Source organism: Kitasatospora sp. NPDC059160 (genome assembly GCF_042755465.1).
Classification (GTDB): domain Bacteria; phylum Actinomycetota; class Actinomycetes; order Streptomycetales; family Streptomycetaceae; genus Kitasatospora.
In genome coordinates this window covers 13,198-36,839 of the sequence record NZ_JBHZCN010000096.1, presented here as the reverse complement: position 1 = coordinate 36,839, position 23,642 = coordinate 13,198, and the positions used below count along the sequence as shown (strand labels likewise).

General features: G+C 72.0%; 21 protein-coding genes. 9 read left to right on the top strand and 12 right to left on the bottom strand.

The window, feature by feature from the left end:
- Positions 1 to 81 precede the first annotated feature (81 nt).
- Positions 82 to 639 carry a hypothetical protein gene (locus tag ACFXOZ_RS32430; RefSeq protein ID WP_380593573.1) on the bottom strand — a complete coding sequence of 186 codons (558 nt, stop codon included), beginning with the start codon at positions 637 to 639 and terminating at the stop codon, positions 82 to 84.
- A 13-nt stretch (positions 640 to 652) separates the two neighbouring features.
- On the bottom strand, positions 653 to 1,075 hold the full coding sequence (locus tag ACFXOZ_RS32425; protein WP_380593572.1) for an ATP-binding protein: 423 nt from the start codon (positions 1,073 to 1,075) through the stop codon (positions 653 to 655).
- Between the two features lie 459 nt (positions 1,076 to 1,534).
- Between ACFXOZ_RS32425 and ACFXOZ_RS32420 the strand changes: the two genes are divergently transcribed.
- The 6 genes from ACFXOZ_RS32420 to ACFXOZ_RS32395 all read left to right on the top strand — a co-directional run bounded on the left by ACFXOZ_RS32420 (position 1,535) and on the right by ACFXOZ_RS32395 (position 6,941).
- Complete coding sequence (locus ACFXOZ_RS32420; RefSeq protein ID WP_380593571.1) at positions 1,535 to 1,999, top strand: hypothetical protein; 465 nt, start codon at positions 1,535 to 1,537, stop codon at positions 1,997 to 1,999.
- Positions 1,986 to 2,453, top strand: a complete 468-nt coding sequence (locus tag ACFXOZ_RS32415) for an NUDIX hydrolase (RefSeq protein ID WP_380528310.1) — start codon at positions 1,986 to 1,988, stop codon at positions 2,451 to 2,453. Before ACFXOZ_RS32420 ends, ACFXOZ_RS32415 begins: the two co-directional genes overlap by 14 nt.
- Positions 2,454 to 2,655: 202 nt before the next feature.
- On the top strand, positions 2,656 to 3,498 hold the full coding sequence (locus ACFXOZ_RS32410; protein ID WP_380593570.1) for a hypothetical protein: 843 nt from the start codon (positions 2,656 to 2,658) through the stop codon (positions 3,496 to 3,498).
- Positions 3,499 to 3,575: 77 nt separating this feature from the next.
- A complete protein-coding gene (locus tag ACFXOZ_RS32405) occupies positions 3,576 to 4,307 on the top strand; it encodes an LON peptidase substrate-binding domain-containing protein (RefSeq protein ID WP_380593569.1) in 732 nt (243 codons plus the stop codon).
- A 66-nt stretch (positions 4,308 to 4,373) separates the two neighbouring features.
- Positions 4,374 to 4,868 (top strand): Cys-tRNA(Pro) deacylase, encoded by a 495-nt coding sequence (gene ybaK / locus ACFXOZ_RS32400; RefSeq protein WP_375897072.1) that lies wholly within the window; start codon positions 4,374 to 4,376, stop codon positions 4,866 to 4,868.
- A 336-nt stretch (positions 4,869 to 5,204) separates the two neighbouring features.
- The gene (locus ACFXOZ_RS32395; protein WP_380593568.1) at positions 5,205 to 6,941 is read left to right on the top strand and encodes an LPXTG cell wall anchor domain-containing protein; all 1,737 of its coding nucleotides are present in this window, start codon (positions 5,205 to 5,207) and stop codon (positions 6,939 to 6,941) included.
- A gap of 123 nt (positions 6,942 to 7,064) precedes the next feature.
- Here the strand turns inward: ACFXOZ_RS32395 and ACFXOZ_RS32390 are convergent, their stop codons facing one another.
- The 6 genes from ACFXOZ_RS32390 to ACFXOZ_RS32365 all read right to left on the bottom strand — a co-directional run bounded on the left by ACFXOZ_RS32390 (position 7,065) and on the right by ACFXOZ_RS32365 (position 13,439).
- Positions 7,065 to 7,850, bottom strand: coding sequence for a hypothetical protein (locus ACFXOZ_RS32390; RefSeq protein WP_380593567.1), 786 nt, complete (start codon positions 7,848 to 7,850; stop codon positions 7,065 to 7,067).
- Between the two features lie 83 nt (positions 7,851 to 7,933).
- Positions 7,934 to 8,743: an ABC transporter permease gene (locus tag ACFXOZ_RS32385; protein WP_380407531.1), complete on the bottom strand. Its 810-nt coding sequence runs from the start codon at positions 8,741 to 8,743 to the stop codon at positions 7,934 to 7,936.
- Positions 8,740 to 9,741 (bottom strand): ABC transporter ATP-binding protein, encoded by a 1,002-nt coding sequence (locus ACFXOZ_RS32380; protein WP_380528299.1) that lies wholly within the window; start codon positions 9,739 to 9,741, stop codon positions 8,740 to 8,742. Before ACFXOZ_RS32380 ends, ACFXOZ_RS32385 begins: the two co-directional genes overlap by 4 nt.
- Before the next feature lie 108 nt (positions 9,742 to 9,849).
- Entirely contained in the window at positions 9,850 to 11,142 is a 1,293-nt protein-coding gene (locus ACFXOZ_RS32375) for an NYN domain-containing protein (protein WP_375896198.1), read from the bottom strand.
- Between the two features lie 249 nt (positions 11,143 to 11,391).
- Positions 11,392 to 12,438, bottom strand: coding sequence for an aspartate-semialdehyde dehydrogenase (locus tag ACFXOZ_RS32370; RefSeq protein ID WP_380528295.1), 1,047 nt, complete (start codon positions 12,436 to 12,438; stop codon positions 11,392 to 11,394).
- Between the two features lie 113 nt (positions 12,439 to 12,551).
- A complete protein-coding gene (locus ACFXOZ_RS32365; RefSeq protein WP_380528294.1) occupies positions 12,552 to 13,439 on the bottom strand; it encodes a dihydrodipicolinate synthase family protein in 888 nt (295 codons plus the stop codon).
- A gap of 72 nt (positions 13,440 to 13,511) precedes the next feature.
- On the opposite strand from ACFXOZ_RS32365, the gene ACFXOZ_RS32360 reads away from it, so the two are divergent.
- Complete coding sequence (locus tag ACFXOZ_RS32360) at positions 13,512 to 14,399, top strand: LysR family transcriptional regulator (RefSeq protein ID WP_380528292.1); 888 nt, start codon at positions 13,512 to 13,514, stop codon at positions 14,397 to 14,399.
- Between the two features lie 26 nt (positions 14,400 to 14,425).
- On the opposite strand, the gene dnaE is transcribed toward ACFXOZ_RS32360, so the two are convergent.
- A complete protein-coding gene (gene dnaE, locus ACFXOZ_RS32355) occupies positions 14,426 to 17,959 on the bottom strand; it encodes a DNA polymerase III subunit alpha (protein WP_380528290.1) in 3,534 nt (1,177 codons plus the stop codon).
- 141 nt (positions 17,960 to 18,100) lie between these two features.
- Positions 18,101 to 19,180, bottom strand: coding sequence for a hypothetical protein (locus ACFXOZ_RS32350; protein ID WP_380593566.1), 1,080 nt, complete (start codon positions 19,178 to 19,180; stop codon positions 18,101 to 18,103).
- Positions 19,181 to 19,540: 360 nt separating this feature from the next.
- On the opposite strand from ACFXOZ_RS32350, the gene ACFXOZ_RS32345 reads away from it, so the two are divergent.
- A complete protein-coding gene (locus ACFXOZ_RS32345; protein WP_375896183.1) occupies positions 19,541 to 21,760 on the top strand; it encodes a transglycosylase domain-containing protein in 2,220 nt (739 codons plus the stop codon).
- An 84-nt stretch (positions 21,761 to 21,844) separates the two neighbouring features.
- Here ACFXOZ_RS32345 and ACFXOZ_RS32340 read toward each other — a convergent pair whose 3' ends face one another.
- Together ACFXOZ_RS32340 and ACFXOZ_RS32335 are read right to left on the bottom strand one after the other, a co-directional pair.
- Positions 21,845 to 22,282, bottom strand: a complete 438-nt coding sequence (locus ACFXOZ_RS32340) for a nucleoside deaminase (protein ID WP_380593565.1) — start codon at positions 22,280 to 22,282, stop codon at positions 21,845 to 21,847.
- Complete coding sequence (locus tag ACFXOZ_RS32335) at positions 22,279 to 23,094, bottom strand: LLM class flavin-dependent oxidoreductase (protein ID WP_380593564.1); 816 nt, start codon at positions 23,092 to 23,094, stop codon at positions 22,279 to 22,281. The genes ACFXOZ_RS32340 and ACFXOZ_RS32335 overlap by 4 nt, the downstream gene beginning before the upstream one ends.
- Before the next feature lie 93 nt (positions 23,095 to 23,187).
- Between ACFXOZ_RS32335 and ACFXOZ_RS32330 the strand changes: the two genes are divergently transcribed.
- A complete protein-coding gene (locus ACFXOZ_RS32330; protein WP_380528280.1) occupies positions 23,188 to 23,634 on the top strand; it encodes an Lrp/AsnC family transcriptional regulator in 447 nt (148 codons plus the stop codon).
- Positions 23,635 to 23,642 lie beyond the last annotated feature (8 nt).

Genomic DNA, 23,642 nt, shown 5'->3' with positions numbered 1-23,642 from the left:
GGCCCCCCCGCCCCCCTGGCCAAACCGCCCCACCCGCCCACGACTCCTGCGCAGGAAGTCGGCGGGGTCGACTTCCGGTGCCTACCAGGTGGCGGCTTGGCTGCGGCAGTGGGTGAGGGCGGTTTTGATGCGGGGGTCGGGGGTGGGGGTGGTGGTGAGGAGTTCGCCGGCGGTGACGAGGGTGGTCCAGTACTGGGTGGGGTTGCCGGTGGTGGGGCGGGGGTGGGCGGCGGCGAGGGAGAGGTAGGCGGCGGTGAGGTTGCCGGTGGTGAACCAGCGGGCGAGGCCGTGTTGGTGGCCGGGGCGGATGCCGCCGAGGGCGTCGATGGCGGTGAGGAAGTGGTCGACGACGGCGAGTTCGGTGGCGGTGAGGTCCTTGGGGACGTCGAAGACGCCGAGGGCTTCGAGGAGTTCGCCGGTGTCGGCCTCGGTGCCGGGGCGGGGGTCGGCGAGGAGGGCGTCGTGGCACTCGTCGAGGCGGATGGTGGTCTCGGCGAGGGGGATGTGGAGGGCGAGGCAGACGGCGCGGGCGGCGGGGAGGGGTTCGCCGGTGCGGCGGGCCAGAAGGGCGTAGGTCTCGGCGGGGGTGTGGCCTCGGTCGAGGGCGTGCCGGGCGAGGGTGGGCAGCGGAGGCAGCATCGGGAGCGGGCTTTCAGGCGAGGGCGAAGGCGGGAGCAATGAGGGCCCAGACGAACTTGCCGACCCCGCCGGCCCGGGGGCAGCAACCCCAACGCTCGGCCAGCTCGTTGACGAGGAACAGCCCACGCCCGCACTCCTCCTCCAAGGAGGCGGAGCGGACGGAGGGCCGCCCGGATCCGGCGTCGTGGACTTCGAGGCGCAGAAGGTCGCCGCTGACGGCGAACCGGATCTCGATGAGGCGGTCGTCGGGGGCGTCGGCGTGCTGGACAGCATTGGCGAAGAGTTCGCCGAGGAGAAGTTCGGCGACATCGCAGTATCGGTCACCGGCGGGGAGCGCGCAGAGGTAGGCCCGGATCAAGTGCCGGGCCAGGGGCGTGGATTCGACGCAGGAGTCGAGACGGGCGGCGAATGTGCGGGGGCGGTGGGCAGTGAGCATGGGGTCCTCGAAAGGGAGAGGAAGCAGCTGAAAGGCTGCCGCATCTGTCACGCTCGAATCGTCGGGCACTCTGACAGGACGTCATACCGCGTTTTCGGGACGTTTAGGACGTCTGGCTGGTAGACCTTGAAACGTCCCCAACGTGGAAGGTCGGTCGGTGAACAGCCCGCTCCGTGACGCAATGGCCCGTGCCAACATGACCTCGTCCAGGCTCGCGCGTGTGTGCGGGGTCGATCCCAAGACCGTCGACCGGTGGCTCGCCAACCCCTCGCGCGAGCCCCATGCTCGACATCGCTCAGCCGCCAGTAAGGCCCTGGGTGAGGAGGAAGCCGTGCTCTGGCCATCCGTACAGCAACTCGTGAAGTCGGGGCCAGATCGGGAGCTGGTGCAGATGTACCCGTACCGGTCGGCAGCGCCGGCTTCGCTGTGGCGTCAGTTGATAAGGGGGCAACTCGGGAGATGACGTTCGCCGGGTACACCAACTACTTCCTTTGGCTGGAGCACGCGAACTTCGGCGGCCTGCTACGGCAGAAGGCGGAGGCCGGCGTCCAGGTTCGCTTCATTCTTGGTGAGCCCGGACATCCGGTCACCCGTCAGCGGGAGCTGGAGGAGGGCGTGCCGCTGAGCCTTTCGACCCGGATCGAGGTCACCCTGTCCGAGCTGGCCAAGCTACGGGACACGCCGATCGAGGCGCGATACGAGACCGCACACGTCTCACTGAGCGTCTTCCGCTTCGACGACGACATGATCGTCACACCGCTGCTGCCGGGTAGGATCGGCCATGACGCTCCGATGATGCACCTCAGGCGGGCCCAGGACGACGGCGTATTCGATCGCTTCGCGGGCCACATCGAGGACTTGTGGGCGAAGGGGCGGGATGTATCGGTCCCGGCAGCAGAGGTGGTGGATCGTGCCCAGGCGTGATTACGAGGACGACCCGAACGCCCCCAAGGCGAACTCGCTGGTCCCGGCCGCTTCCGTCGTCGTGGTCGACGGCGCGGGCCGCGTTCTGCTCCAGCGCCGGACCGACAACGGGATGTGGGCCCTGCCCGGCGGCAAGATGGACATCGGTGAGTCGCTCGCCGGTTGCGGTGTCCGCGAGACGCGCGAGGAGACCGGCATCGATATCGAGATCACCGGGATCGTCGGCACCTACACCGACCCCGGCCACGTCTTCGCCTACGACGATGGCGAGGTCCGCCAGGAGTTCTCGATCTGCCTCCTCGGACGCCCGCTCGGTGGGGAGTTGCGGGTGTCCGATGAGTCCCACGAGGTGGCGTGGTTCACCCCGGACGAGACGGACGGGCTGCCGATGGTGTCGAACATCCGCAAGCGGCTGGCCGACTGGCGCTCCGGGGAGATCCCCGTGGTGCGCTAGCCACCTTCGGCCATACCGCCGGATCGCTTCGGGTGCCGTCAGGCAGACCTCACCGTCGCCTGTCCCTCCCAACTGCGGATTCCCCCGAATGGTTGGCACTCCGTGTAGCGACTGTGCTACTTTCCGCATCATCAACAGAACATAGAAGACCCCGGCGGTGCTGGAACACCCCGGGGTCTGGCACCAGGAGCACACACTCCCCATGCAGATTCATCGTAGCGCCCACGCGCGCTGTTTCACCGTACTTCCGAACGGCCTCCTCCAGGACCGTCGCCTCAGCTACACCGCCCGGGGCCTCCTCTCCGACCTCCTCTCCCGCCCCGACGGCTGGCGCGAGGACGGACGGCACATGGCCGACAGCAGCCCGCAGGGGCGCGGCGCCGTCCGCAGGGCGCTCAACGAGCTCAAGGACGCCGGGTACTACCGGGTCGAGACGGTCCGGATGCCCGACGGCACGCTCCGTACCGATGTGCACGTGTACGACGCCCCGCAGCGACCGGCGTCACCGAGTGCCCGCTCCTCGGACTCCGGTGAGCCCGAGGCCGGTCCCCCTGACAGCCCTGTAGTAAAGGACCCGGGAGAAGTACCCACCCTCCCCGCCCAGTTGACGCGAGCGGACGAGCAGACCCGCAGGGCGGTGTCCGCACTCTTCCGCGCGATCCGGCCCGAGCCCCGGCTGCGCCTCGGCGAGGCCGAGGCGCAGCAACTGGCACCGCTCGTCGCCCAGTGGCTGGAACGCGGCAGCACGGCGGCCGAGTTGGCCCACGCCCTGCTTCCCGGCCTGCCCTCGCCGCTGCACTCCCCGGTGGCGATCCTGCGCGACCGCCTCCAACGCAAGCTGCCGCCCGCCCGTGCACCTCAGGCCATACCCGCGGAGTGCGCCAAGTGCCACGACCCGGTGCCCCGCCCCGGCATCTGCCGCCCGTGTGCGGGCCTCGGCGGCGCCAGGACCCTCACGATCGGCAGTGGCGCCGCAGCCACGCCCGGCGGCGCCGCCCGTGCCCGCGCGGCCCTGCGCGGGGGCGGGCTGGTCGCCACCGCGTGAACACGGTGCGTGTCCGCGGGACGGGGCTGCGGTTACTGCGCGACAAAGCCCGGCCCCGAAGAACTACGCTGTCCGCCGTGACAGAACGGCTGCCGCTCTTCCCGCTGAACACCGTGCTCTACCCGGGCCTGGTGCTGCCCCTGAACGTCTTCGAGGAGCGTTACCGCCGGCTCGTCGCCGATCTGCTCGAACAGCCCGAGGACGAGCCGCGCCGCTTCGGCGTGCTCGCCATCAAGGACGGCCGCGAGGTCGCCCCGGTACGGCCCGCCGAGGACGGCCCGGCCGGGCCGCTGGACGGCCTGGGCACCGCCACCGGGGACCCGCTGGAGGCGGTCTACCACATCGGCTGCGTCGCCGACGTCTCCTCCGTCCAGCCCCAGCCGGACGGCCGCTACGAGCTGCTGGTCACCGGCACCACCCGGTTCCGGCTCAGCTCGGTCGACGTCACCGGCCCGTACCTGACCGGTGAGATCGAGCCGGTGGAGGAGCTTCCCGGCGAGGGCTCCGGCGCCCTCGCCGCCGAGGTCGAGCGCGCCTTCCGGGTCTACCAGAAGCGCCTGGCCGGCGCCCGCGAGGCCAGCACCCACGGCCGCCAGGAGCTCCCCGACGACCCCCAGGTGCTCTCCTACCTGGTCGCCGCCGCCTCGGTGTTCGAGACCCCGGTCAAGCAGCAGCTGCTCGCCTGCCCCGACACCGCCCAGCGGCTGCGCACCGAACTCGACCTGCTGCGCCGCGAGAGCGCGGTGCTCAGCTGGCTGCCCTCGCTGCCCGCGGTCGACCTCACCCGCCAGTCGTTCAGCCCCAACTGACCCCAGCGAGACCGACCCCACCGAGACCGACCCTGACGAAACCCCACCGACCCGAGGCACCCGCGCATGGCCAAGAAGCCGAAGAAGGGCGGCCAGGGCACGCCCGCGACCGTCGCTCTGGAGACCGCCGCCGTCCCCTACACCGTCCACGCCTACGCGCACGACCCGGCCGCCGCCTCCTACGGCGGCGAGGCCGCCGAGGCCCTGGGCGTGGCCGCCGAACGGGTCTTCAAGACCCTGGTCGCCGACGTGGACGGCACCCTCACCGTCGGCGTCGTCCCGGTCGCCGGCCAGCTCGACCTCAAGGCCCTGGCCACGGCCGTCGGCGGCAAGCGCGCCGCGATGGCCGACCCGGCCGCCGCCGAACGCAGCAGCGGCTACGTCCTCGGCGGCATCTCCCCGCTCGGCCAGCGCCGCCCGCTGCGCACCGTGGTCGACGCCAGCGCCCTCACCCACCCCACCGTCTACGTGTCGGCGGGCCGCCGAGGCCTCGAAGTGGAACTGGCCCCCGCCGACCTGATCGCCCTCACTCGCGCCGCCACCGCCCCGATCGCCCGCTGAACGAACAGACCGAACAGAACGAACAGAACGAAAGAACCCCCCGCGCCCCGAAAAGGGGTACGGGGGGTTCTCCACGAGGCGGAAGGCCCCGGCCCGCACCCGGCGAGCCGACCGGTAACGGCCGGATGACGGGATTTTCAAGGGCGGCAAAAATCTTCACCGGGAAAGAGTGTGCCTTTCTCGGACATTCCTTACCCGATCAACCACATCTGATAGGGCGTCACGCCGACGGAAATTGCGGACCGCTCCACCGGTCGAGTAGATGTTCCCGTCGGCATGCCCGTCCTGGCAGATCCGTCCCGGCATGCCCGTCACAACCCCAGGGGGACCTTCCACATGCGCAACTCGCGCAGACGCGCGCTCTACGCGCCCTTCACCATCGCCGCCGTCGTCCTCGGGGCGACCGCCGTCCCGGCGCACGCGGACGACCTGAAGCTCACCTTCTCCGGATTCTCGAACTCCACCGTCCAGATCCCGACCAAGCCTGCGCAGCCAGGTCGGGGCAGCGAGAACCTGCACATAGAGCTCGGCCGGATCGGCTCGGGCACCGCGCACGACGTGAAGGTCGTGTTCGACACCGCCGATCTGGCGGGCGTCGCGGACCTGACCGTTCCCGGTTGCGCGACCGCGGGCAAGACCATCACGTGCGACCAGCGCGAGCTGAACTTCGACCGGATCAACCTCCTGTACAACCCGTGGCTCAGTGCTGTGCAGGGGGCGACCCCGGGCAGCCACGGAGTGCTGCACATGAAGCTGACGGCGTCCAACGCGCAGAGCGCGAGCCGGGACGTCCGGGTCGACGTCGGCGGGCCGGACTTCAAGGCCAAGCCGCTCGCCGACCAGAACAACGTCAAGCCCGGCACTGTGCTGACGCCGTCGGTGGAGTTCGCCAACGTCGGTGACCTGCCGGCCGGCAAGGTCGTGGTGGCCGTCGACGCCATCTCCGGCATCGACTTCAAGCAGCGCCCGTCGAACTGCGAGTTCGCGTCCGAGCCGGACGGCGGCTGGGGCGAGAAGACCTGGCCCGGTGACTCCATCGCGATCTGCACCGTGGACACCACGGTCGCGCCCGGTCAGGTGGTCGCCCTGGACGCGCTGCAGCTCGGCATCACCGACAGCGCCTGGTACACCTTCGCGGACATCACGGTGTCCCCGACCGAGGACGCCCAGTTCTCCGAGATCTCGGACTGGCGCAAGCGGCTGACCTTCCAGCACGGCACCGGCCCGGCCCTGACCGTGAAGCCGACCAACGACCCCGGCCTGCTCAGTGCCCCCCGCACGAGCTACGACAACCGCGTCGAGCAGAACGTGCTGGCCACGAACACCGCCGACTTCTCCGCGCTGGGCTCCTGGAAGCCCAACGGCGACAAGCAGGGCACGCTGTCGGTCGGCTTCCGCAACAGCGGGCCGGCCTCGATCTTCTACCGCAGCGGCGACGCGGTCGTGACCGTCCAGGCCGCGATCCCCGCCGGCGTCACCGTGACCAAGGTGCCGGACGGCTGCCGACCCAAGACCTGGGAGAACGGCAAGCAGGTCGCCCACCCGGACAAGTACCTGTGCGAGTCCCCGATCTGGGTGGCGAGCGGGCTGGAGAAGGTGTTCCCGTTCGGGCTGTCGATCGACGCCGGCACCACGCAGCCGACCGTCCAGGTGACGCTCCAGGACCAGGACAGCCTGTACGGCACCGGCGCCACGATCGCCAAGCTGTCCTTCGAACCGGACCCGTCGCACGAGTCGGTCTCGGTCCAGCTGGGCACCAAGGCGAGCGGCTCGATCCCCGGCCCCGTCCCGACCTCGGAGCCCTCGCAGGGCCCGACGCCGAGCAGCCGCCCGACCTCCGCCCCGCCGATCGCGCGGCCGACCGCCACGCCCTCGACGCCGGGCCAGGCCCCGAGCACGACGGCCTCGGCCGCAGGCACCGCCTCCCCCAGCGCCCACGCGACGAGCGGCGACCTCGCCCACACCGGTAGCAACGGCACGCTCCTGATCGCGGGCACCGGCGCGGCGGCCATCGCCGTCGGCGGCGCGCTGTTCGTGGTCGCACGCCGCCGCAAGGCCGCGACCCACCGCTGAGACCCGACGAGGGCGGGGACCGAGTACCGGTCCCCGCCCTCGTGTGCGTGCAGGTCAACGGATGGTTTCGGTTGGCCTACCCGGCCCGCACCCGGCCGTCGGCCCTCCGCCCCGCTCACGCTCTCAGCCCTGCCGACGCTCCTCCGGAGCCGCGTCCACCGGCCGCACGTCCACCGGAGCGACCTGCCCGGCGTCCACCGGCGTCTCCGCAGGAGGCCCCGCAGGGTCCCCGTACGACCCCGCCGGCACCCCCCAGTACGGCGGCGGGTCCTCCTCCCGCTTCCCGAACGCCGCCGACAGCGCCAGCAGCACCACCATCGCCGCCATCGGCCACACCAGCAGCGCGCCCAGCGCCCCCAGGTCGATGCTCGCGTCGAAGTGCCCGCCGTTGCCGACCCGCCGGGCCTCGCCGATCAGGTTGTCGCTCGGCCCGAGCCAGCGGCCGAGCTTCCAGGCCCCGTACGAGCCGAGCAGTCCGCCGATCGCCAGCCCCAGCGCGACGGCGATCCCGCCGCCGCGCTTGCGGGTCACCAGGAAGGCGCCGAGCGCGGTGAGGATGCCGGCGCCCAGCCCGATCAGCACGAACACCGCGTCGGCACCGGCCCGCTGCTCGCCCTCGGGGTCCACGTAGAGGATCCGGTCGCCGTCCACGACCAGCGGCACCTTGGGCGCCAGCCAGGCCCACAGCCCGGCCATCGCCAGTCCGGCCAGCAGGCACACCAGCACCACCCCGGCGCCGATCCGCAGCTCGTCCGGCACCCGGTGCACGCCCGCGGGCGGCACGGCGGGCAGGCCGGCGGGCGGCTCCTGGTCGGAGGCCGGCGGCGGTGCGAACGGGTCGGGTACGGCTCCCGGCTCGGCCGGCACGTCGGCGCGGGCGGGTTCCGGAGGTGTGTTCGGTACGGTCACGGGTCCCATCGTTTCACGACGTCCGTCCGAACGGCCGCACCGCCCACCGCACCACCCACCCGGCAAGATCCGGAAGGCGCGCCCTACCGCGCGACGGCCCGCCGGTACGCCCAGGTGGCCAGGGCCAGCGACACCACGCCCACCCCCGCGCAGACCCCGAGGTCGGCGAGCACCATCCCCCAGTCCGGGTCCGGCGCGAAGGTCCGCGCGAACGCCTCCACCCCGTACGTCGACGGCAGCAGGTCGCGCAGCCACAGCACCGGCTGCGGCAGGTGGTCGACCGGCAGCACGCCGAGCAGCAGCGCCGCCGACATGCCGAGCTGCCCCAGCATCGTCGCGATCTCCTGCCGCGGCGCCAGCAGCCCGCAGGCCGCGCCCAGCCCGGACAGCGCGGCCCCGGCGAGCGGTACCACGGCGAGCAGCACCCACAGCTGTCCGAGCGGCAGCCCGAACATCACCGCGCCGATGCCCGCCGTGACGAGCGTGCCGGGCAGCGTGAACGAGGCGTACGCGGCGGCCGCGCCGAGCACCACCGAGGCGGCCGGGACGGGCAGCGTCGCGTAGTGGTCGAGGCCGCCGGTGGCGCGGAGCTTCCCGAAGTACTGGGCCAGCAGGTTGAGCGCGACGAACGCCACCACCAGCACGCTCGACCCGGCGACCACCGACCGCGCCGCCGAGGTCTGCCCGCCGTCCACGACGCCCCGCATCATCACCAGGATGCCGACGGACTGGAAGGTGGCCACGAACAGCAGCGGGATCCGCGCGACCTTCGCCCGGGTGAGCTGCGCCCGGTACACCGCGGCGAGGGCGGGCAGCAGCCGGGCGGCGGGGGCGAGCGGGGCGGCGCCGGCCGTGGACCGGCCGGTCTGCGGGGGCACCGAGAGCAGCGTCACTTGGCCAGTCCTCCGTGGCGGCCGCCCAGCTTGAGGTAGGCGTCCTCAAGGCTCGGGGTGGCGAGGGTGAAGTCGTCGAGGGCGGCGAAGGCCGGGCCGGTGGTGACGGCGGCGACCAGTTCGCGGGCCTGCTCGGGGGTGGTGCGGACGGTCCAGCGGCGTCCGGTGCGTTCGGCGCGCGCGGCCAGTTCGGCGACGGCGGGGACGCCGATCGGCGCCTCGTCCCGCCAGACCAGGTCGAGCCGGACGTCGCCGTCCACCAGGGCCTTGAGTCCGCCGGGCGTGTCGCAGGCGATCACCCGGCCCTCGTCGATCACGGCGACCCGGTCGAGCACGGTCTCCGCCTCGATCACGTTGTGGGTGACCAGCAGCACCGTCGTCCCGTGCTCGGCCCGCCGCCGGTCGACGGCCGACCAGACGGCCCGCCGGGCGACCGGGTCCATGCCGGTGGTGGGTTCGTCCAGGACGAGCAGCGGCCGCTCCCCCACCAGGGTGGCCGCGAAGCAGGCGAGCCGCCGCTGCCCGCCGGACAGCTTGGCCAGCGGCCGGGCGGCGATCGGCTCCAGCCCGAGTTCGGTGAGGACGTCCGCGGCCGCGCCGCGGGCCGCCGCGCGCGAGAGCCCGCGCAGCCGTCCGGTGGTCTCGGCGGCCAGCGCGACGGTCAGCTCGTCCAGCGCGGTGGATTCCTGCCCGAGGTAGCCGAGCAGCCGGGCGGCCCGCTCCGGGTGCCGCACGATGTCGTGCCCGAGCAGTTCGACGGTGCCGGAGTCCGGCCGCAGCAGGCCGGTGAGCTGGCGGACGAGGGTGGACTTCCCGGCGCCGTTGGGGCCGAGCAGCCCGAAGACCTCGCCCGCGCGGACGGTCAGGCTGATCCCGTCGTTGGCCCGGATCTCGGTGGCGGCGGCGCCACGTCCGGTGCGGTAGGTCCGGACCAGTTCGCGTACGGCGACGCACGGCGCGGGGGTGTCCTGGGGTGCTCGCCCGGCCGTCTCTTCCACGACCGGAGACTTTACGCGCTCACACGGGCGAACCGGACAACGGGGGCCGATCGCCGAGGCCCGATCGCCGGGGGAAGCCAGGCGGAAGCCGGAGCCCGCCGGGGCGCGTCAGTCGTCCACCACCATCGACCCGCCCGGGACCCGGACCGCCAGTTCCTTCCAGAACCCCGCCCGGATGGCGTAGCGGTCGTGCTCGTCGATCTGGTCGTCCTTGTGGGCGAGCAGTCCGAAGCGGGCCGCGTAGCGCAGCAGCTCGCCGTCGACCCGGTGCGGGATGCGCGGGTAGTCGGGCCAGAGCAGGGTGAGCCGTTCGAGGTCGCCGAGGCGGTCGCTCCAGCGGCGGGCGAAGACCTGCCCGACCTCGTGGGCGTCGCCGCCGATGGTGGTGATGTCCTCCTCGCGGTCGGCCCAGCGCTGTTCGGCGGTGGTGAGCTGGGCCAGCGTGGGCAGGCCGTCCCCGGCGGTGACGGAGGGCTCGGGGGCGGGCCGGTCGACCCAGCCCCGGTCGGAGGACCACCGCAGCACCGGTCCGCCGGCCACCTGCCCGTTGGTGGCCTGCCCGGCCGCGGCGTGTCCGTTGGCGTGCCCGTTGACGTGCCCGTTCGCCGCCGCGGTGATCGGGGTGACGGCCGAGACCCGCCCGGCGAGGTCCTTCGGGGTGGGCACCACCCGCAGGGCGGCGGCCGGCTGGGGCCGCCCGTTGACGGCGGGCTCCTCGGGCACCGCCTCGGCGGCGGCCGGCCGCACGCCGGGGGGCACCACGCTGGGCAGCGGGGCCGGCGGGGCGGCGAGGATCTTGGCGATCTCCTGCCGGGCGCCGCCCGTCCCGGGCGCCGGGAAGACGGTGGAGTGGTCGCGCAGCGAGAAGGACCCCTCGATCCACTCGCGGTCCAGGACCCGCCGCTCGTCGGCCTCGCCGACCAGGTCCTCGGACTGGTTGAAGTCCCCGTCGGCGGCCTGCAACGCCCACAGGTGCACGGCCACGCCGTGCTCCTTGGCGGTCATCATGCCGGGCAGCAGGTCCCCGTCGCCGGTGATCAGGACGACGTCCGCGCAGGCCCGGTTGCGGGCGAGTTCGGAGAGCTCGGCGTGCATCGCGGCGTCGACGCCCTTCTGCACCCAGCGCCCCTCGGCCCGGGTGAGGGCGCCCAGCCGCACGGTGACCCGGGGCAGCACCCGCAGCCGCCGGTGCTCGGGCATCGGGCGGCGGTCGGGGGCCGCGTCGAACCAGTAGATCCGCAGCAGCGGCAGCCCGGTCTCGGCCTCGGCGCGTTCGCGCAGGGCGCTGATCAGCGCGGTGTGGTCGACGGTGACCTTGGAGCGGGAGGGGTCTCCGGCGAGCAGGCTGGCGGCGGCGCCCAACAGGTATCCGGCATCCACCAGGACGACACAGCGGTCCATCCGCGCACCTCTTTCCGCTCGCCCTCGATGGTCGGTCTGGGTGGGCGGTCCGCCCGTCGACCCGGCGTGCGGGGTGAGGGGCCCCCTGACCGCCCGATCGTTGGGTCACCTTTTCCCCATGGTTCGGGGCCCGAACCTCGGCGGATGTCCCGGTCACGCAACAGCCGCCCCAATGAGTCGCAAAGAAACACGAAGGCGGGCCCCGTTCAACGACGGGGCCCGCCAAACGTCACGCGGGGTTGACCCGGGTCAGCCCTTGAGCTCGGCGGCGACCAGCTCGGCGAGCTGGACGGCGTTGAGCGCCGCGCCCTTGCGCAGGTTGTCGTTGGAGACGAACAGCGACAGGCCGTGCTCCACCGTCTCGTCGGCCCGGATCCGGCCCACGTAGCTCGGGTCCTGGCCGGCGGCCTGGAGCGGGGTGGGGATCTCGGACAGCTCGACGCCGGGGGCGGCGGCGAGCAGCTCGGCGGCGCGCTCGGGGCTGATCGGGCGCTCGAAGCGGGCGTTGATCTGCAGCGAGTGGCCGGAGAAGACCGGGACGCGCACGCAGGTGCCGGCGACCTTGAGCCCGGGGATGCCGAGGATCTTGCGGCTCTCGTGGCGGAGCTTCTGCTCCTCGTCGGTCTCGTTGGAGCCGTCCTCGACGATGGAGCCGGCCAGCGGCACCACGTTGAAGGCGATCGGCCGCCGGTAGACCTTGGGCTCGGGGAACTCGACGGCGGAGCCGTCGTGGGCGAGCGCGGAGGCGCCGTCCACGACCTTGGCGGCCTGGTCCTGGAGTTCGGCGACACCGGCGACGCCACTGCCGGAGACGGCCTGGTAGGTGGAGACGACCAGGGCGGCGAGCCCCGCCTCCTCGTGCAGCGGGCGCAGCACGGGCATGGCGGCCATGGTGGTGCAGTTGGGGTTGGCGATGATCCCCTTGGGGCGGTCGGCGATGGCCTCCGGGTTGACCTCGGAGACGACCAGCGGGACCTCGGGGTCACGGCGCCAGGCGGAGGAGTTGTCGATGACGACGGCTCCGGAGGCGGCGACCTTGGGGGCCAGGGCCTTGGAGGTGGAGCCGCCGGCCGAGAAGATCACGATGTCCAGGCCGGTGTAGTCGGCCGTGGCAGCGTCCTCGACGGTGACCTCGGTGCCCTGCCAGGGCAGCGTGCGCCCGGCCGAACGGGCCGAGGCGAACAGCCGCAGCTGCTCCACCGGGCCCAGTCCGCCTTCACGACCAGCCCGCTCGGCCAGGATCTCGCGGACCACGCTGCCGACCTGGCCGGTGGCACCGACAATGCCGATCTTCATTCCGACTACTCCTCTGAATGGTGCTGTCTACAGCCGCACTCTGCCCATCATGCCTTGTCACGCGGGTGGGGCGACCTGGTATTCCACGGTGTGAGAGGGGCTCCGGACAGCCCTCAGTGGTCCAGACCATTGGCGAGGGCCAGCGCGGCCGCGACCTCCGCCTCCCCGGCCGGCAGCAGCGGCAGCCGCACGTCCGGGGTCGGGATCCGCCCCTGGGCGTGCAGCACGCCCTTGGTCACCGTCGGGTTCGGCGCCGTGAAGGCGGACAGCGCCAGCCCGGTCAGCCGGTGCCCCAGCTCCCGGGCCCGCTCGACGTCCCCGGCCCGCCAGGCCTCGTACAGCTCGACGAAGCGGGCGGTCGCCAGGTGCGCGGAGGCGAGGATGCCGCCGGCCGCGCCCAGCGCCAGCATCGGCGACAGGAAGGCGTCCTCCCCGGTGAGGAAGGCGAATCCGGCGGGGGCCTCGGCGAGCAGTTCGGCCGCCGTCTGGTCCAGCCCGCCGGTCGCGTACTTGACGCCCACCACGCCCTCGATCGCGGCCAGTTCGCGCAGCGCGGCGGTGGAGAGCTGCTGCCCGGTGCGGTACGGGATGTGGTAGACGACCAGCGGCAGCGGGCTGCCCGCGGCCAGGGCCCGGAAGTGCGCGACCGTCCCGGCCTCGCCGGCCCGGACGAAGGCGGGCGTGGTGACCAGCGCCGCCGCCCCCGGCACCCGCGCGCCGAGCACGGCCAGCGCCTCGCCGACGGCCCGGGTGTCGCCGCCGGAGGCACCGACGGTCAGCTGGGCCCCGCGCGCGGCGCAGGCGGCCGCGGCGACGTCGACCACCGCGTCCCGCTCCTCGGCGGTGAGCGCGGCGGGCTCGCCGGTGGTGCCGAGCGCGACCAGGCCGGCCGCCCCGGCGTCCAGGACCTCGTGCGCGAGCTTCTCCAGCGCGTCGAGGGCGACGGAGCCGTCGGCGGCGAAGGGGGTGATCAGGGGGACGTGGATGCCCTTGAGTTCCATACCGACGATCCTGCGGTCCGGTGATCGCCCGGGTCCAGTTCACATTTCCGACGCTTCTCGTAAGCTGGGCCGATGCTCGATGTCCGACGTCTGCGCCTGCTGCGCGAACTCGCCCACCTCGGCACCATCGCGGCCGTCGCCGAGGCCCTGTCGTTCAGCGCCTCGGCGGTGTCCCAGCAGCTGTCCGTCCTGGAGAAGGAGGCCGGCGTCCCGCTGCTGGAGCGCACCGGGCGGCGGGTCACCCTCACCCCGGCCGGGCGGGGCCTGGTCCGCCACGCCGAGTCCGTACTCGCCCTGCTGGAACAGGCGGACGCCGAACTCGCCCACGCCAAAAGGGGGTTGGCCGGTCCGCTGCGGATCGGCACCTACCCCTCGGCGGCCCGCGCGATCATCCCGGCGGTGCTCGCCGGGCTGGCCTCCTGGCACCCGGGGCTGGAGCCGATGGTCACCGAGGTGGACCCGGCGGCCGTCGGCGCGGCGCTGCGCGCGGGCGAGCTGGACGTGGCGCTGGTGCACGAGTACGACCTCGTCCCGGCCGACCCGGAACCGGGCCTGGCCGTGACCCGCCCGGTCTTCACCGAGCCGATGTACCTGGCCGCCCGCGCCCCGGCGGTGCTCGCCGAGCAGCGCGGCGCGCCGTGGATCACCTCCCCGCCGGGCACGCTCTGCCACACCATGGCCGTCCGTGCCTGCGAGGCGGCGGGCTTCGCGCCCCGGATCCGGCACCAGATCGACGACTTCACCACGGTGCTCTCACTCGTCGCCGCGGGCCAGGGGGTGGCGCTGGTCCCCCACCTGGGCACCGCCCAGCCCCCGCCCGGCGTGGTCCTCACCCGGCTGCCGATGTACCGCCGCACCCGCGCCGCCTTCCGGGCCGGCGCGGGCTCCCACCCGGCGATCTCGGCCTTCGTCTCGGCGCTCCACACGGCCGTCCCGCCGGGGCTGGGCAGCGGGGGCTGACCAACGCCCCGCCACCCTTCCCCCGGTCAGACCACCAGGCAGCTCGGCCCGAGCAGCTGCTTCAAGTCCCCGAACAGCGCCGGGTCGGACTTCACCCGGTGCCGGTCCAGCCGCAGCACCGTGGTCTTGGTGCGCCCCTCCAGCCGCACCCGCACCTCGGTCGTGCCCTTGTGGTGGGTCAGCACCTCGCTGAGCCGGGCGACCAGCGGCGGGGTGACCTTCCCGGACGGGATGTTGATGACGATCGGCGCCTCGGCGTGGGCGTTGGAGAGGTCCGGGGCGGACAGCTCCATGCCCATCAGCCGCGGCACGTCCTCCCGCTTGTCCAGCTTGCCGCGCACGAACACCACGGCGTCCTCGACGAGTTGGGAGGAGACCAGCTGGTAGCTCGCCGGGAAGAACATGCAGTCGATCGAGCCCGCCAGGTCCTCGACGGTGGCGATCGCCCAGGCGTTGCCCTGCTTGGTCATCTTCCGCTGGAGGCCCGAGATGATGCCGCCGATGGTGACGATCGTCCCGTCCGGGCGCTCCGCGAGGTCCGCGACCGCGCAGTCCGCCTTGTCGGCGAGCACGTGCTCGATGCCGTGCAGCGGGTGCGAGGAGACGTACAGGCCGAGCATCTCCCGCTCCTGGGTGAGCAGGAAGGACTTCTCCCACTCCTCCTCGGAGAACACGACGTCCAGTCCGAAGCTCGGCTCGTCCGAGGCGGTGTCGCCGCCGAAGAGGTCGAACTGCCCCTCGGCCTCCTTGCGCTTCACCCCGACGACGTTGTCGATCATCGGCTCGAACTGCGCGCTCAGGCCCTTGCGGGTGTGCCCGAGCGAGTCGAAGGAGCCGGCCTTGATCAGCGATTCGACGGTCCGCTTGTTGCAGACCACCGACTCCACCTTCTCCAGGAAGTCCGGGAAGGAGGCGAACTTCCCCTTCGCCTTCCGGGTGCGGATCATCGACTCGACCACCGGCCCGCCGACGTTGCGGATCGCGGTCAGGCCGAACCGGACGGTCTCGCTGCCGTGCGGCGTGAAGTCCGAGTCCGACTCGTTGACGTCCGGCGGCAGCACCTGGATGCCCATCTTGCGGCACTCGTTGAGGTAGACCGCCGACTTGTCCTTGTCGTCCTTGACGGAGGTGAGCAGCCCGGACATGTACTCGGCCGGGTAGTTGGCCTTGAGGTACGCCGTCCAGTACGAGACCAGCCCGTACCCGGCGGTGTGCGCTTTGTTGAACGCGTAGCCGGAGAAGGGGACGAGGACGTCCCACACCGCCTGGATGGCCGCGTCGGAGTAGCCGCGCTCGCGGCAGCCCTTCTGGAAGGGGACGAACTCCGCCTCCAGGATCTCCTTCTTCTTCTTGCCCATCGCACGGCGCAGCAGGTCGGCCTGGCCGAGCGAGTAGCCGGCCAGGATCTGCGCGGCCTTCTGCACCTGCTCCTGGTAGACGATCAGGCCGTAGGTGGGCCGGAGCACCTCCTCCAGGGGCTCCTCCAGCTCCGGGTGGATCGGGGTGATCTCCTGCTGCCCGTTCTTGCGCAGCGCGTAGTTGGTGTGGGAGTTGACGCCCATCGGGCCCGGCCGGTACAGCGCGAGGACGGCGGAGATGTCCTCGAAGTTGTCGGGCTTCATCAGGCGCAGCAGCGAGCGCATCGGCCCGCCGTCGAGCTGGAAGACGCCGAGGGTGTCGCCACGGGAGAGCAGTTCGTAGGTCGGCTTGTCGTCGAGGGGCAGATCAAGCAGGTTGATCTTGACGCCCTTGTTCTTCTCGATCGCCTTGACGGCGTCGTCCATGATCGTCAGGTTGCGCAGGCCGAGGAAGTCCATCTTGAGGAGGCCGAGGCCCTCGCAAGTGGGGTAGTCGAACTGCGTGATGGTGACGCCGTCGGTGTGCCGGGTCCAGACCGGGATGTGGTCGGTCAGCGGCTCCGCGGACATGATGACGCCGGCCGCGTGCACGCCGGGCTGGCGGATCAGGCCCTCGATGCCGCGCGCGGTGTCGATGACCTTCCGGACGTCCGGGTCGTTCTCGTACAGCCCGCGGATCTCGCCCGCCTCGCCGTAGCGGGGGTGGCTGCTGTCCGTGATGCCGGAGAGCGGGATGCCCTTGCCCATGACGTCCGGCGGCATCGCCTTGGTGATCCGGTCGCCCATCGCGTACGGGTAGCCGAGGACCCGGGAGGAGTCCTTGATGGCGGCCTTCGCCTTGATGGTGCCGTACGTGACGATCATGGCGACCTTGTCGGCCCCCCATTTCTCCGTCACGTACCGGATCACGTCACCGCGCCGGCGCTCGTCGAAGTCGATGTCGACGTCGGGCATGGAGATGCGCTCGGGGTTGAGGAAGCGCTCGAAGATCAGGCCGTGCGGGATCGGGTCGAGGTCGGTGATGCCCATCGCGTAGGCGACCAGCGAACCGGCCGCCGAACCGCGGCCCGGGCCCACCGCGATGCCCTGGCCCTTGGCCCACATGATGAAGTCGGCGACCACGAGGAAGTACGCCGGGAACCCCATCTGGATGATGGTGTCCATCTCGTACTCGGCGAGCTTCTTGTGCTCCTCGTCGTACCCGTTCGGGAAGCGCCAGTCCATGCCCTCCCAGACCTGGGACTTGAAGAAGTCCGCCTCGGACTCGAAGCCCTCCGGGATCGGGAACCGGGGCATCAGGTTCCGGAACTTGAACATGCCCTCGGTGTCGACCCGGGAGGCGACCAGCAGCTGGCTGTTGCGGCAGCCCTCCTGCCAGGCGTCCGAGGAGTCCAGCGCGTACATCTCGGCGGCGGACTTGATGTAGTAGCCGGTGCCGTCGAAGCGGAAGCGGTCCGGGTCCGAGAGGTTCTTGCCGGTCTGCACGCAGAGCAGCAGGTCGTGGGCGCCGGCGTCGGCCTCGGTGGTGTAGTGCGAGTCGTTGGTGACCACCGGCGGGATGTTCAGCTTCTTGCTGATCTCCAGCAGCCCGTCGCGGACCCGCTTCTCGATGTCCAGGCCGTGGTCCATCAGCTCCAGGAAGTAGTTCTCCTTGCCGAAGATGTCCTGGTAGTCGGCCGCGGACTTCACCGCCTCGTCGAACTGGCCCAGCCGCAGCCGGGTCTGCACCTCGCCGGAAGGGCAGCCGGTGGTGGCCATCAGGCCGCCGGACAGCTCGGAGATCAGCTCCTTGTCCATCCGCGGCCACTTCACCAGCCAGCCCTCGGAGTAGGAGCGCGAGGTCAGCTTGAAGAGGTTGTGCAGGCCCTCCTTGTTCCGGGCCCAGATGGTCTTGTGGGTGTACGCGCCGGACGCGGAGACGTCGTCCCGCTTCTGGTGCGGCTGGCCCCACAGGATGCGCTTGGTGTTGGAGCGGGACTCGGGGGCGACGTACGCCTCGATGCCGATCACCGGCGTGATCCCGGCCTCGGTCGCCTGCCGGTGGAACTCGGCGGCGCCGTACATGTTGCCGTGGTCGGTCATCGCGACGTGGGACTGCCCCAGCCGCTCGACCTCCTTGAACATCTGCTTCAACCGGGCGGCACCGTCCAGCATCGAGTACTCGGTGTGGACGTGCAGATGCGCGAACGGCTGATCGCTCAAGGCGGGGCCTCCGGAGGCTCTGGTGCTGATCTGGCGGGCCGGCGAACGCGCAGGTCACAGGGGGAGAAAGCCCTGGAAATGGAGGTGGCCCGGAACGCCTCTCGGGGTCCGGACCGTCACTCACGCGTTCACGCGTCCACTCTAGCCCGCCCGGCCCTCCGCGAGACGTCGCCCCGCGGCCGCCCGGACCTCCCCCTCCTCCATCGGATCGTCGCGCAGGTAGCGCAACCGGGCTCCCACCTCGGGCCGTTCCGGAGCGTGGGCGATCCCCGACAGCCGGGCACCGGATTCGCAGTCCCAGAGCGACTCGGTGAACGCCTCGTCCATCCCCGCCGACCCCATCGCCGCGAGGGCTTCGAGGTACGCGGGCCGCTCGTACGAGTGCGGGGTGTACAGCCAGAACCGCCGCAGCAACGACACCGCCCCGCCCGCCCCCGACCCGAACCTCGCCAGCCCGCGCGCCAGACCATCCGGCCCGCACCAGACCCCGTCCACCCAGTGCCGCTCCAGCTCGGCGAGCAGGAGCGGCACATCGCCCTCGTCGCCGTGGGCGGCCAGCACCTCCGTCCCCAGTCCGGCGAGCCACTCCCGGTCCGAGGCCGCCCACTCCCGGGCGGCCGGCACGGCCCGCTCGGCCAGCGGCTCCAGCGCCCGGTGCAGGTACGGCAGCTGCCGGGTGCCGTCGGCGGCGCCCAGCCCGGGCACCAGCTCGATCAGCGCGGGTTCCGGCGGGCGGCGCGACAGCGCGCGGAGCGCGGTCACCTTGACGCCCTCGCTCACCGCCGGGTCGCGCAGCTGGTCCAGCAGGCTCGCGCTGTCCCGGTCGGGGCAGGGGTCCGGCGGCAGCTGCCGAGGCCGCGGAGCCGGGCCCTCCTCCTCCGGGACGTACCCCGGCAGCGCCGCCCGGGCCTGCTCGGAGCCGCCGAGCACCAGCAGCTCCAGCACGCCGGTCGCCCGGTCCCGGGTCTCCTCGTCCCCAGCGGCCAGCAGCTCGACCACCGGGCCGAGCGGCAGCTCCAGGTCCCGGATCAGCCGCGCCAGGTACAGGTCCCGGTCGTCGGCCCCCGCGTCCCAGCGCCACTCCCAGCGGACGCAGCCGTACACCAGCTCGGCGGCGGCCGCCGGGTCCTCCGCCGCCATCCGCGCCCCCAGGCCCCGCCCGCGCTGCAACAACCCCGGCAGCGTCCCCGCCGGCGCGTACTCGTATCTCCGCTCTGCCACGAACCCATCGTCCCGCAGGCCGCCGTCACCACGCCCCGCCGCCCCCGCTCCCGCAGGGCCGGCGTGAACGGACCCGCACCCGGCGCCCGTTGAAACGGACACGGGGACGGCTTTCCCACCGGAGCGGGCGCAACGTTTCGACCCTCCCACCGCATCAGAGTGGTGGGAGGGTCACGGGGAGGGAAAGGTCGCGCCCGCCGGGTGCATTGATTCGAGTACGCAGCAAAGAATTCCCCCACATTCATGGAGTTCGTACACGATCCCCTCTCCCTGAGCCCCACTCCCCATCTGTTGCAAGGCCGTGACAGTCCCGGCCGAAAATTCGTTCGCCCAGCGAGGAACGACGGTTAGCATTCCGGAATGGAATCGAAACTCCCGCCGATACGAAATTCCGCCGACAGCGACGACGCCCGGCCGGCCCGCAGGTCGCCGGTCCGGCTGGCCCGTCTCGGTGCGACCTTCGTGGGTGTGAGCGTCGTGTCCGGCGTGCTGCTGGCGGGCCTGGTGCTGCCGGTCGCCGGGGGCCTCGGACTGACCGCGAAGAGCACCGCGGAAGGCTTCGACGACATTTCCGACGACTTCAAGACCCCGCCGCTCACCCAGGCCACCCAGGTCTTCGACGCCAAGGGCGGCCTGATCGCCAAGGTCTACGAGCGCGACCGCACCGTCCTGCCCGCCGACCAGATGTCGCCGTACATGCGGCACGCCCAGGTGGACATCGAGGACGCCCGCTTCTACGAGCACGGCGCCGTCGACCTCAAGGGCGTCCTGCGCGCGCTCGGCAAGAACGCGGAGAAGGGCACCGCCGCCGAGGGCGCCTCCACCCTCACCCAGCAGTACGTGAAGAACGTCAACGTGGAGAACGCCGGCGACGACAAGGACGCCGTCAAGGAGGCGCAGCGCAAGACCCTGGGCCGCAAGATCCAGGAACTCAAGATCGCGATCAAGCTGGACGAGGAACTGCCGAAGGACCAGATCCTCACCAACTACCTCAACATCACCTTCTACGGGAACGGCGCCTACGGCGTGGAGGCCGCCTCCCAGCGCTACTTCAGCAAGAGCAACAAGGACCTGACCGTCGCCGAGGCCGCCACCCTCGCCGGCCTGGTGCAGAACCCCTCCCAGTACGACCCGAAGCTGCACCCGGTGGCCGCGCAGAAGCGCCGGGACACCGTGATCGACAAGATGCTGGAGAACAAGCACATCACCGCCGACCAGGCGAAGGAGGCGAAGGCGGCCCCGCTGGGCCTCAAGTACAAGGACCCGCAGAACGGCTGCATCACCGCCAAGGCCGGCATGGGCTTCTTCTGCGACTACGTCCGCCACGTGGTCAAGCAGGACCCGGCCTTCGGCAAGACCGCCGAGGACCGGAAGAAGTTCTGGGACAAGGGCGGCCTGAACATCTACACCACGCTGGACCCGGACAAGCAGGCCGCCGCCCAGAACGCGGTGAGCAGCAACGTGAAGGTCACCGACACCGTCTCCGCCGCCGCCACCATGGTCGAGCCCGGGACGGGCAAGATCGTGGCGATGGCCCAGACCCGCCCGTACGGCCTGGCGACCGAGAAGAACCAGACCGTCGTCAACCTCAACGTCGACTTCGCGATGGGCGGCGGCAACGGCTTCCAGCCCGGCTCCACGTTCAAGCCGATCGTCGCGGCCGCGGCCCTGGAGGCGGGCCTGCCGCCGACCCAGGAGTACTCGGCGCCGAACAAGCTCGAATACCCGACGATGAAGACCTGCGAGGGGACGTGGCGCAACGACGGCCGTCCCAAGACGGTGGTGCCCAACGAGTCCGCGAACGAGAAGGGCCCGTACCAGCTCAAGATGGCGATGGCCCTCTCGGTCAACACCTACTTCGTGCAGATGGAGCAGGACATCGGCCTCTGCGCGGTCAAGCAGATGGCCAACAAGTTCGGCATCACCGCCAAGGCCAGCGGCAAGCCGCTGGAGGAGGTCCCGGCGATGGCCCTGGGCGTCGAGGAGATGAGCCCGCTGACCATGGCGAACGTCTACGCGACCTTCGCCGCCCAGGGCACCCACTGCGACCCGGTCGCCATCACCAGGATCACCACGGTGGAGGGCAAGGACGTCCCCGCCCCGCCCGGCCACTGCGAGAAGGTGTTCTCCGACTCGACGGCCCGGGCGATGAACACCGTCCTGAACGGGGTGACCGAGAACAAGGGCACCGGCGCCGCGCTCAACCTGAAGGACGGCCGGCAGATCGCGGGAAAGACGGGCACCTCGGACCACAAGAAGGCCGCCTGGTTCAACGGCTACACCCCGCAGTTGGCCACCGCGGTCTGGCTGGGCGGCCCGGCCGGCGGCGTCGAGATGCGCAACATCACCATCAACGGCGACTACCACACCGAGGTGTTCGGCGCCGACGGCCCGGGCCCGATCTGGCGGGACGCCATGAACGACGCCCTGCGCGGCACCCCCAAGCAGTCCCTCCCGATGGCCGACATCCCCGACCCGGCCCCGCCGAAGCCCGACCCGAGCAGCTCCGGGACGGGCACGACCCCGCCGTCCGGCCCCGCGTCCGGCTCCCGGACCGGCGCCCCCTCCGACGACGACTGACCGCTCACCGCGCCCCCCACCCCGGCGGCCCCTCGCACCCCGAGGGGCCGCCGGCCCGACCGGCCGCCGCCCCAACTCCCGCTCTCAGTCCCCCCGGTAGTACGCCTCGATCGGCACCCGCGCCTCCGCGAACAGCGCCGGCCCCTCCTGCGCCACCACCGGCCAGGCCCCCGACGCCGGATTGAGCGCGACCAACTGCTCGGTCGTGAGCGCGTACACGACCCGCCCGATCCCCGACCGGACCAGCGCCCCCGCGCACATCCCGCACGGCTGGCAGCTGGTGTACAGGGTGGCGCGGGCGGCCGCCTCCCCGTCCAGCTCCCGGGCCGCCCACCGGGCGAGCTTCAACTCCGGGTGCGCCGTGATGTCGTCGTCCCGCCGGACGGTGTTGTGTGCCTCGGCGAGCACCGTCCCGTCCGGCCCGGCCAGCAGCGAGCCGTACGGGGCGTCGCCCAACTCCACGGCCCGGGCCGCGATGTCGATCGCGCGCCGCAGCAGCGCCTCGTCGGCAGTCGTGATCACGCCGTCCTCCTCCATTCCTCGGCCACGGCCGTCAGGGCGCGCCACGCCGTCTCGGGGTGGCGGGTCTGCTCCGGGTCCGCATGGTACGGGTCCAACACCACGTCCTCCGCGCCGAGTTGGCGCAGTTCCCGCAGGTCGTCGACGACCTGCGCCAGGCTGCCGACCCCGGCGGGCCGGTCCGGGTCGTCGAGCGGCCCGTCGGTCAGCCGCAGCGCGATCCGCGGGGCGAAGCCCGGCAGCTCGTGGCGGGCCACCACCTCCCGCATCCGGGCCATCGGCAGCCGCAGCGGGTGCCAGGCGTCGCCGAACCCGACGACCCGTCGGATCGCCGCCTCGCTGTGCCCGCCGACCCAGACCGGGGCGGCGGCGCCCTCCCCCTGCTCCGCCCAGGACTCCCGCACCGCCCGCAGGTACTCGTCCGTGAGCCGCCCCCGCGCCCCGAACGGCACCCCGAGCGCCTCGAACTCCTGCCGTGCCCAGCCGACTCCGACGCCGAGCACGAAGCGCCCGCCGCTGAGCCGGTGCAGGCTGGCGGCCATCCGGGCCACCAGCAGCGGGTGCCGGTACGGCATCACCAGGACGGTGGTGCCCAGCCGCATCCGCCCGTCGCTCACCCCCGCCAGCCAGGACAGCGTGGCGAAGGGGTCGTAGAAGGGCTCCGGGTAGCGTTCGGCCACGTCCGCCGTCACGGCGACGTGGTCGGACACCATCAGCAGGTCGAACCCGAGCCCCTCCACCACCCGCGCCCAGTCGCGCAGCATGCCGGGGTCGGTCCCCGGCCCGAAGTTCGGTACGTTGACGCCTAGTTGCATGCCATGAGGCTATTCCCGGCCGCATCCGGCAGGGAACCCAATGATCACGGCAGAACCCGCCTCCGGCCGCGAATCCCCCGGTAGAATCGCGAGATGGCCGTGAACCTCGACGAAACCGACTGGGCGATCATCGACCAGCTCCAGCAGGAGGCCCGGATCTCGCTCAGCGAGCTGGGCCGCCGGGTCAACCTCAGCCCGTCGGCCACCACCGAGCGGGTGCGGAACCTGGAGTCGCTGGGCGTGATCACCGGCTACCACGCCACCGTCGACCTCTCCAAGGTCGGCTACCCGGTGCTCGCCGTGGTCCGCCTCAAGTACCCGGGCAACCGCCACCAGCCGCTGCACCACCTGCTCTCGGTGCGCCGCGAGATCCTGGAGTGCCTGCGCACCACCGGCGACGACTGCTACACCCTCAAGGTGGCCGCGACCTCCATGGAACACCTGGAGACCCTGATCGACTCGCTGGCCGGCTTCGGCTCCACCACGACCAGCGTCGTCTACAGCCAGACCCTCCCCCGCCGCGGCCCGGTCCGCCCCTGACCGCACCC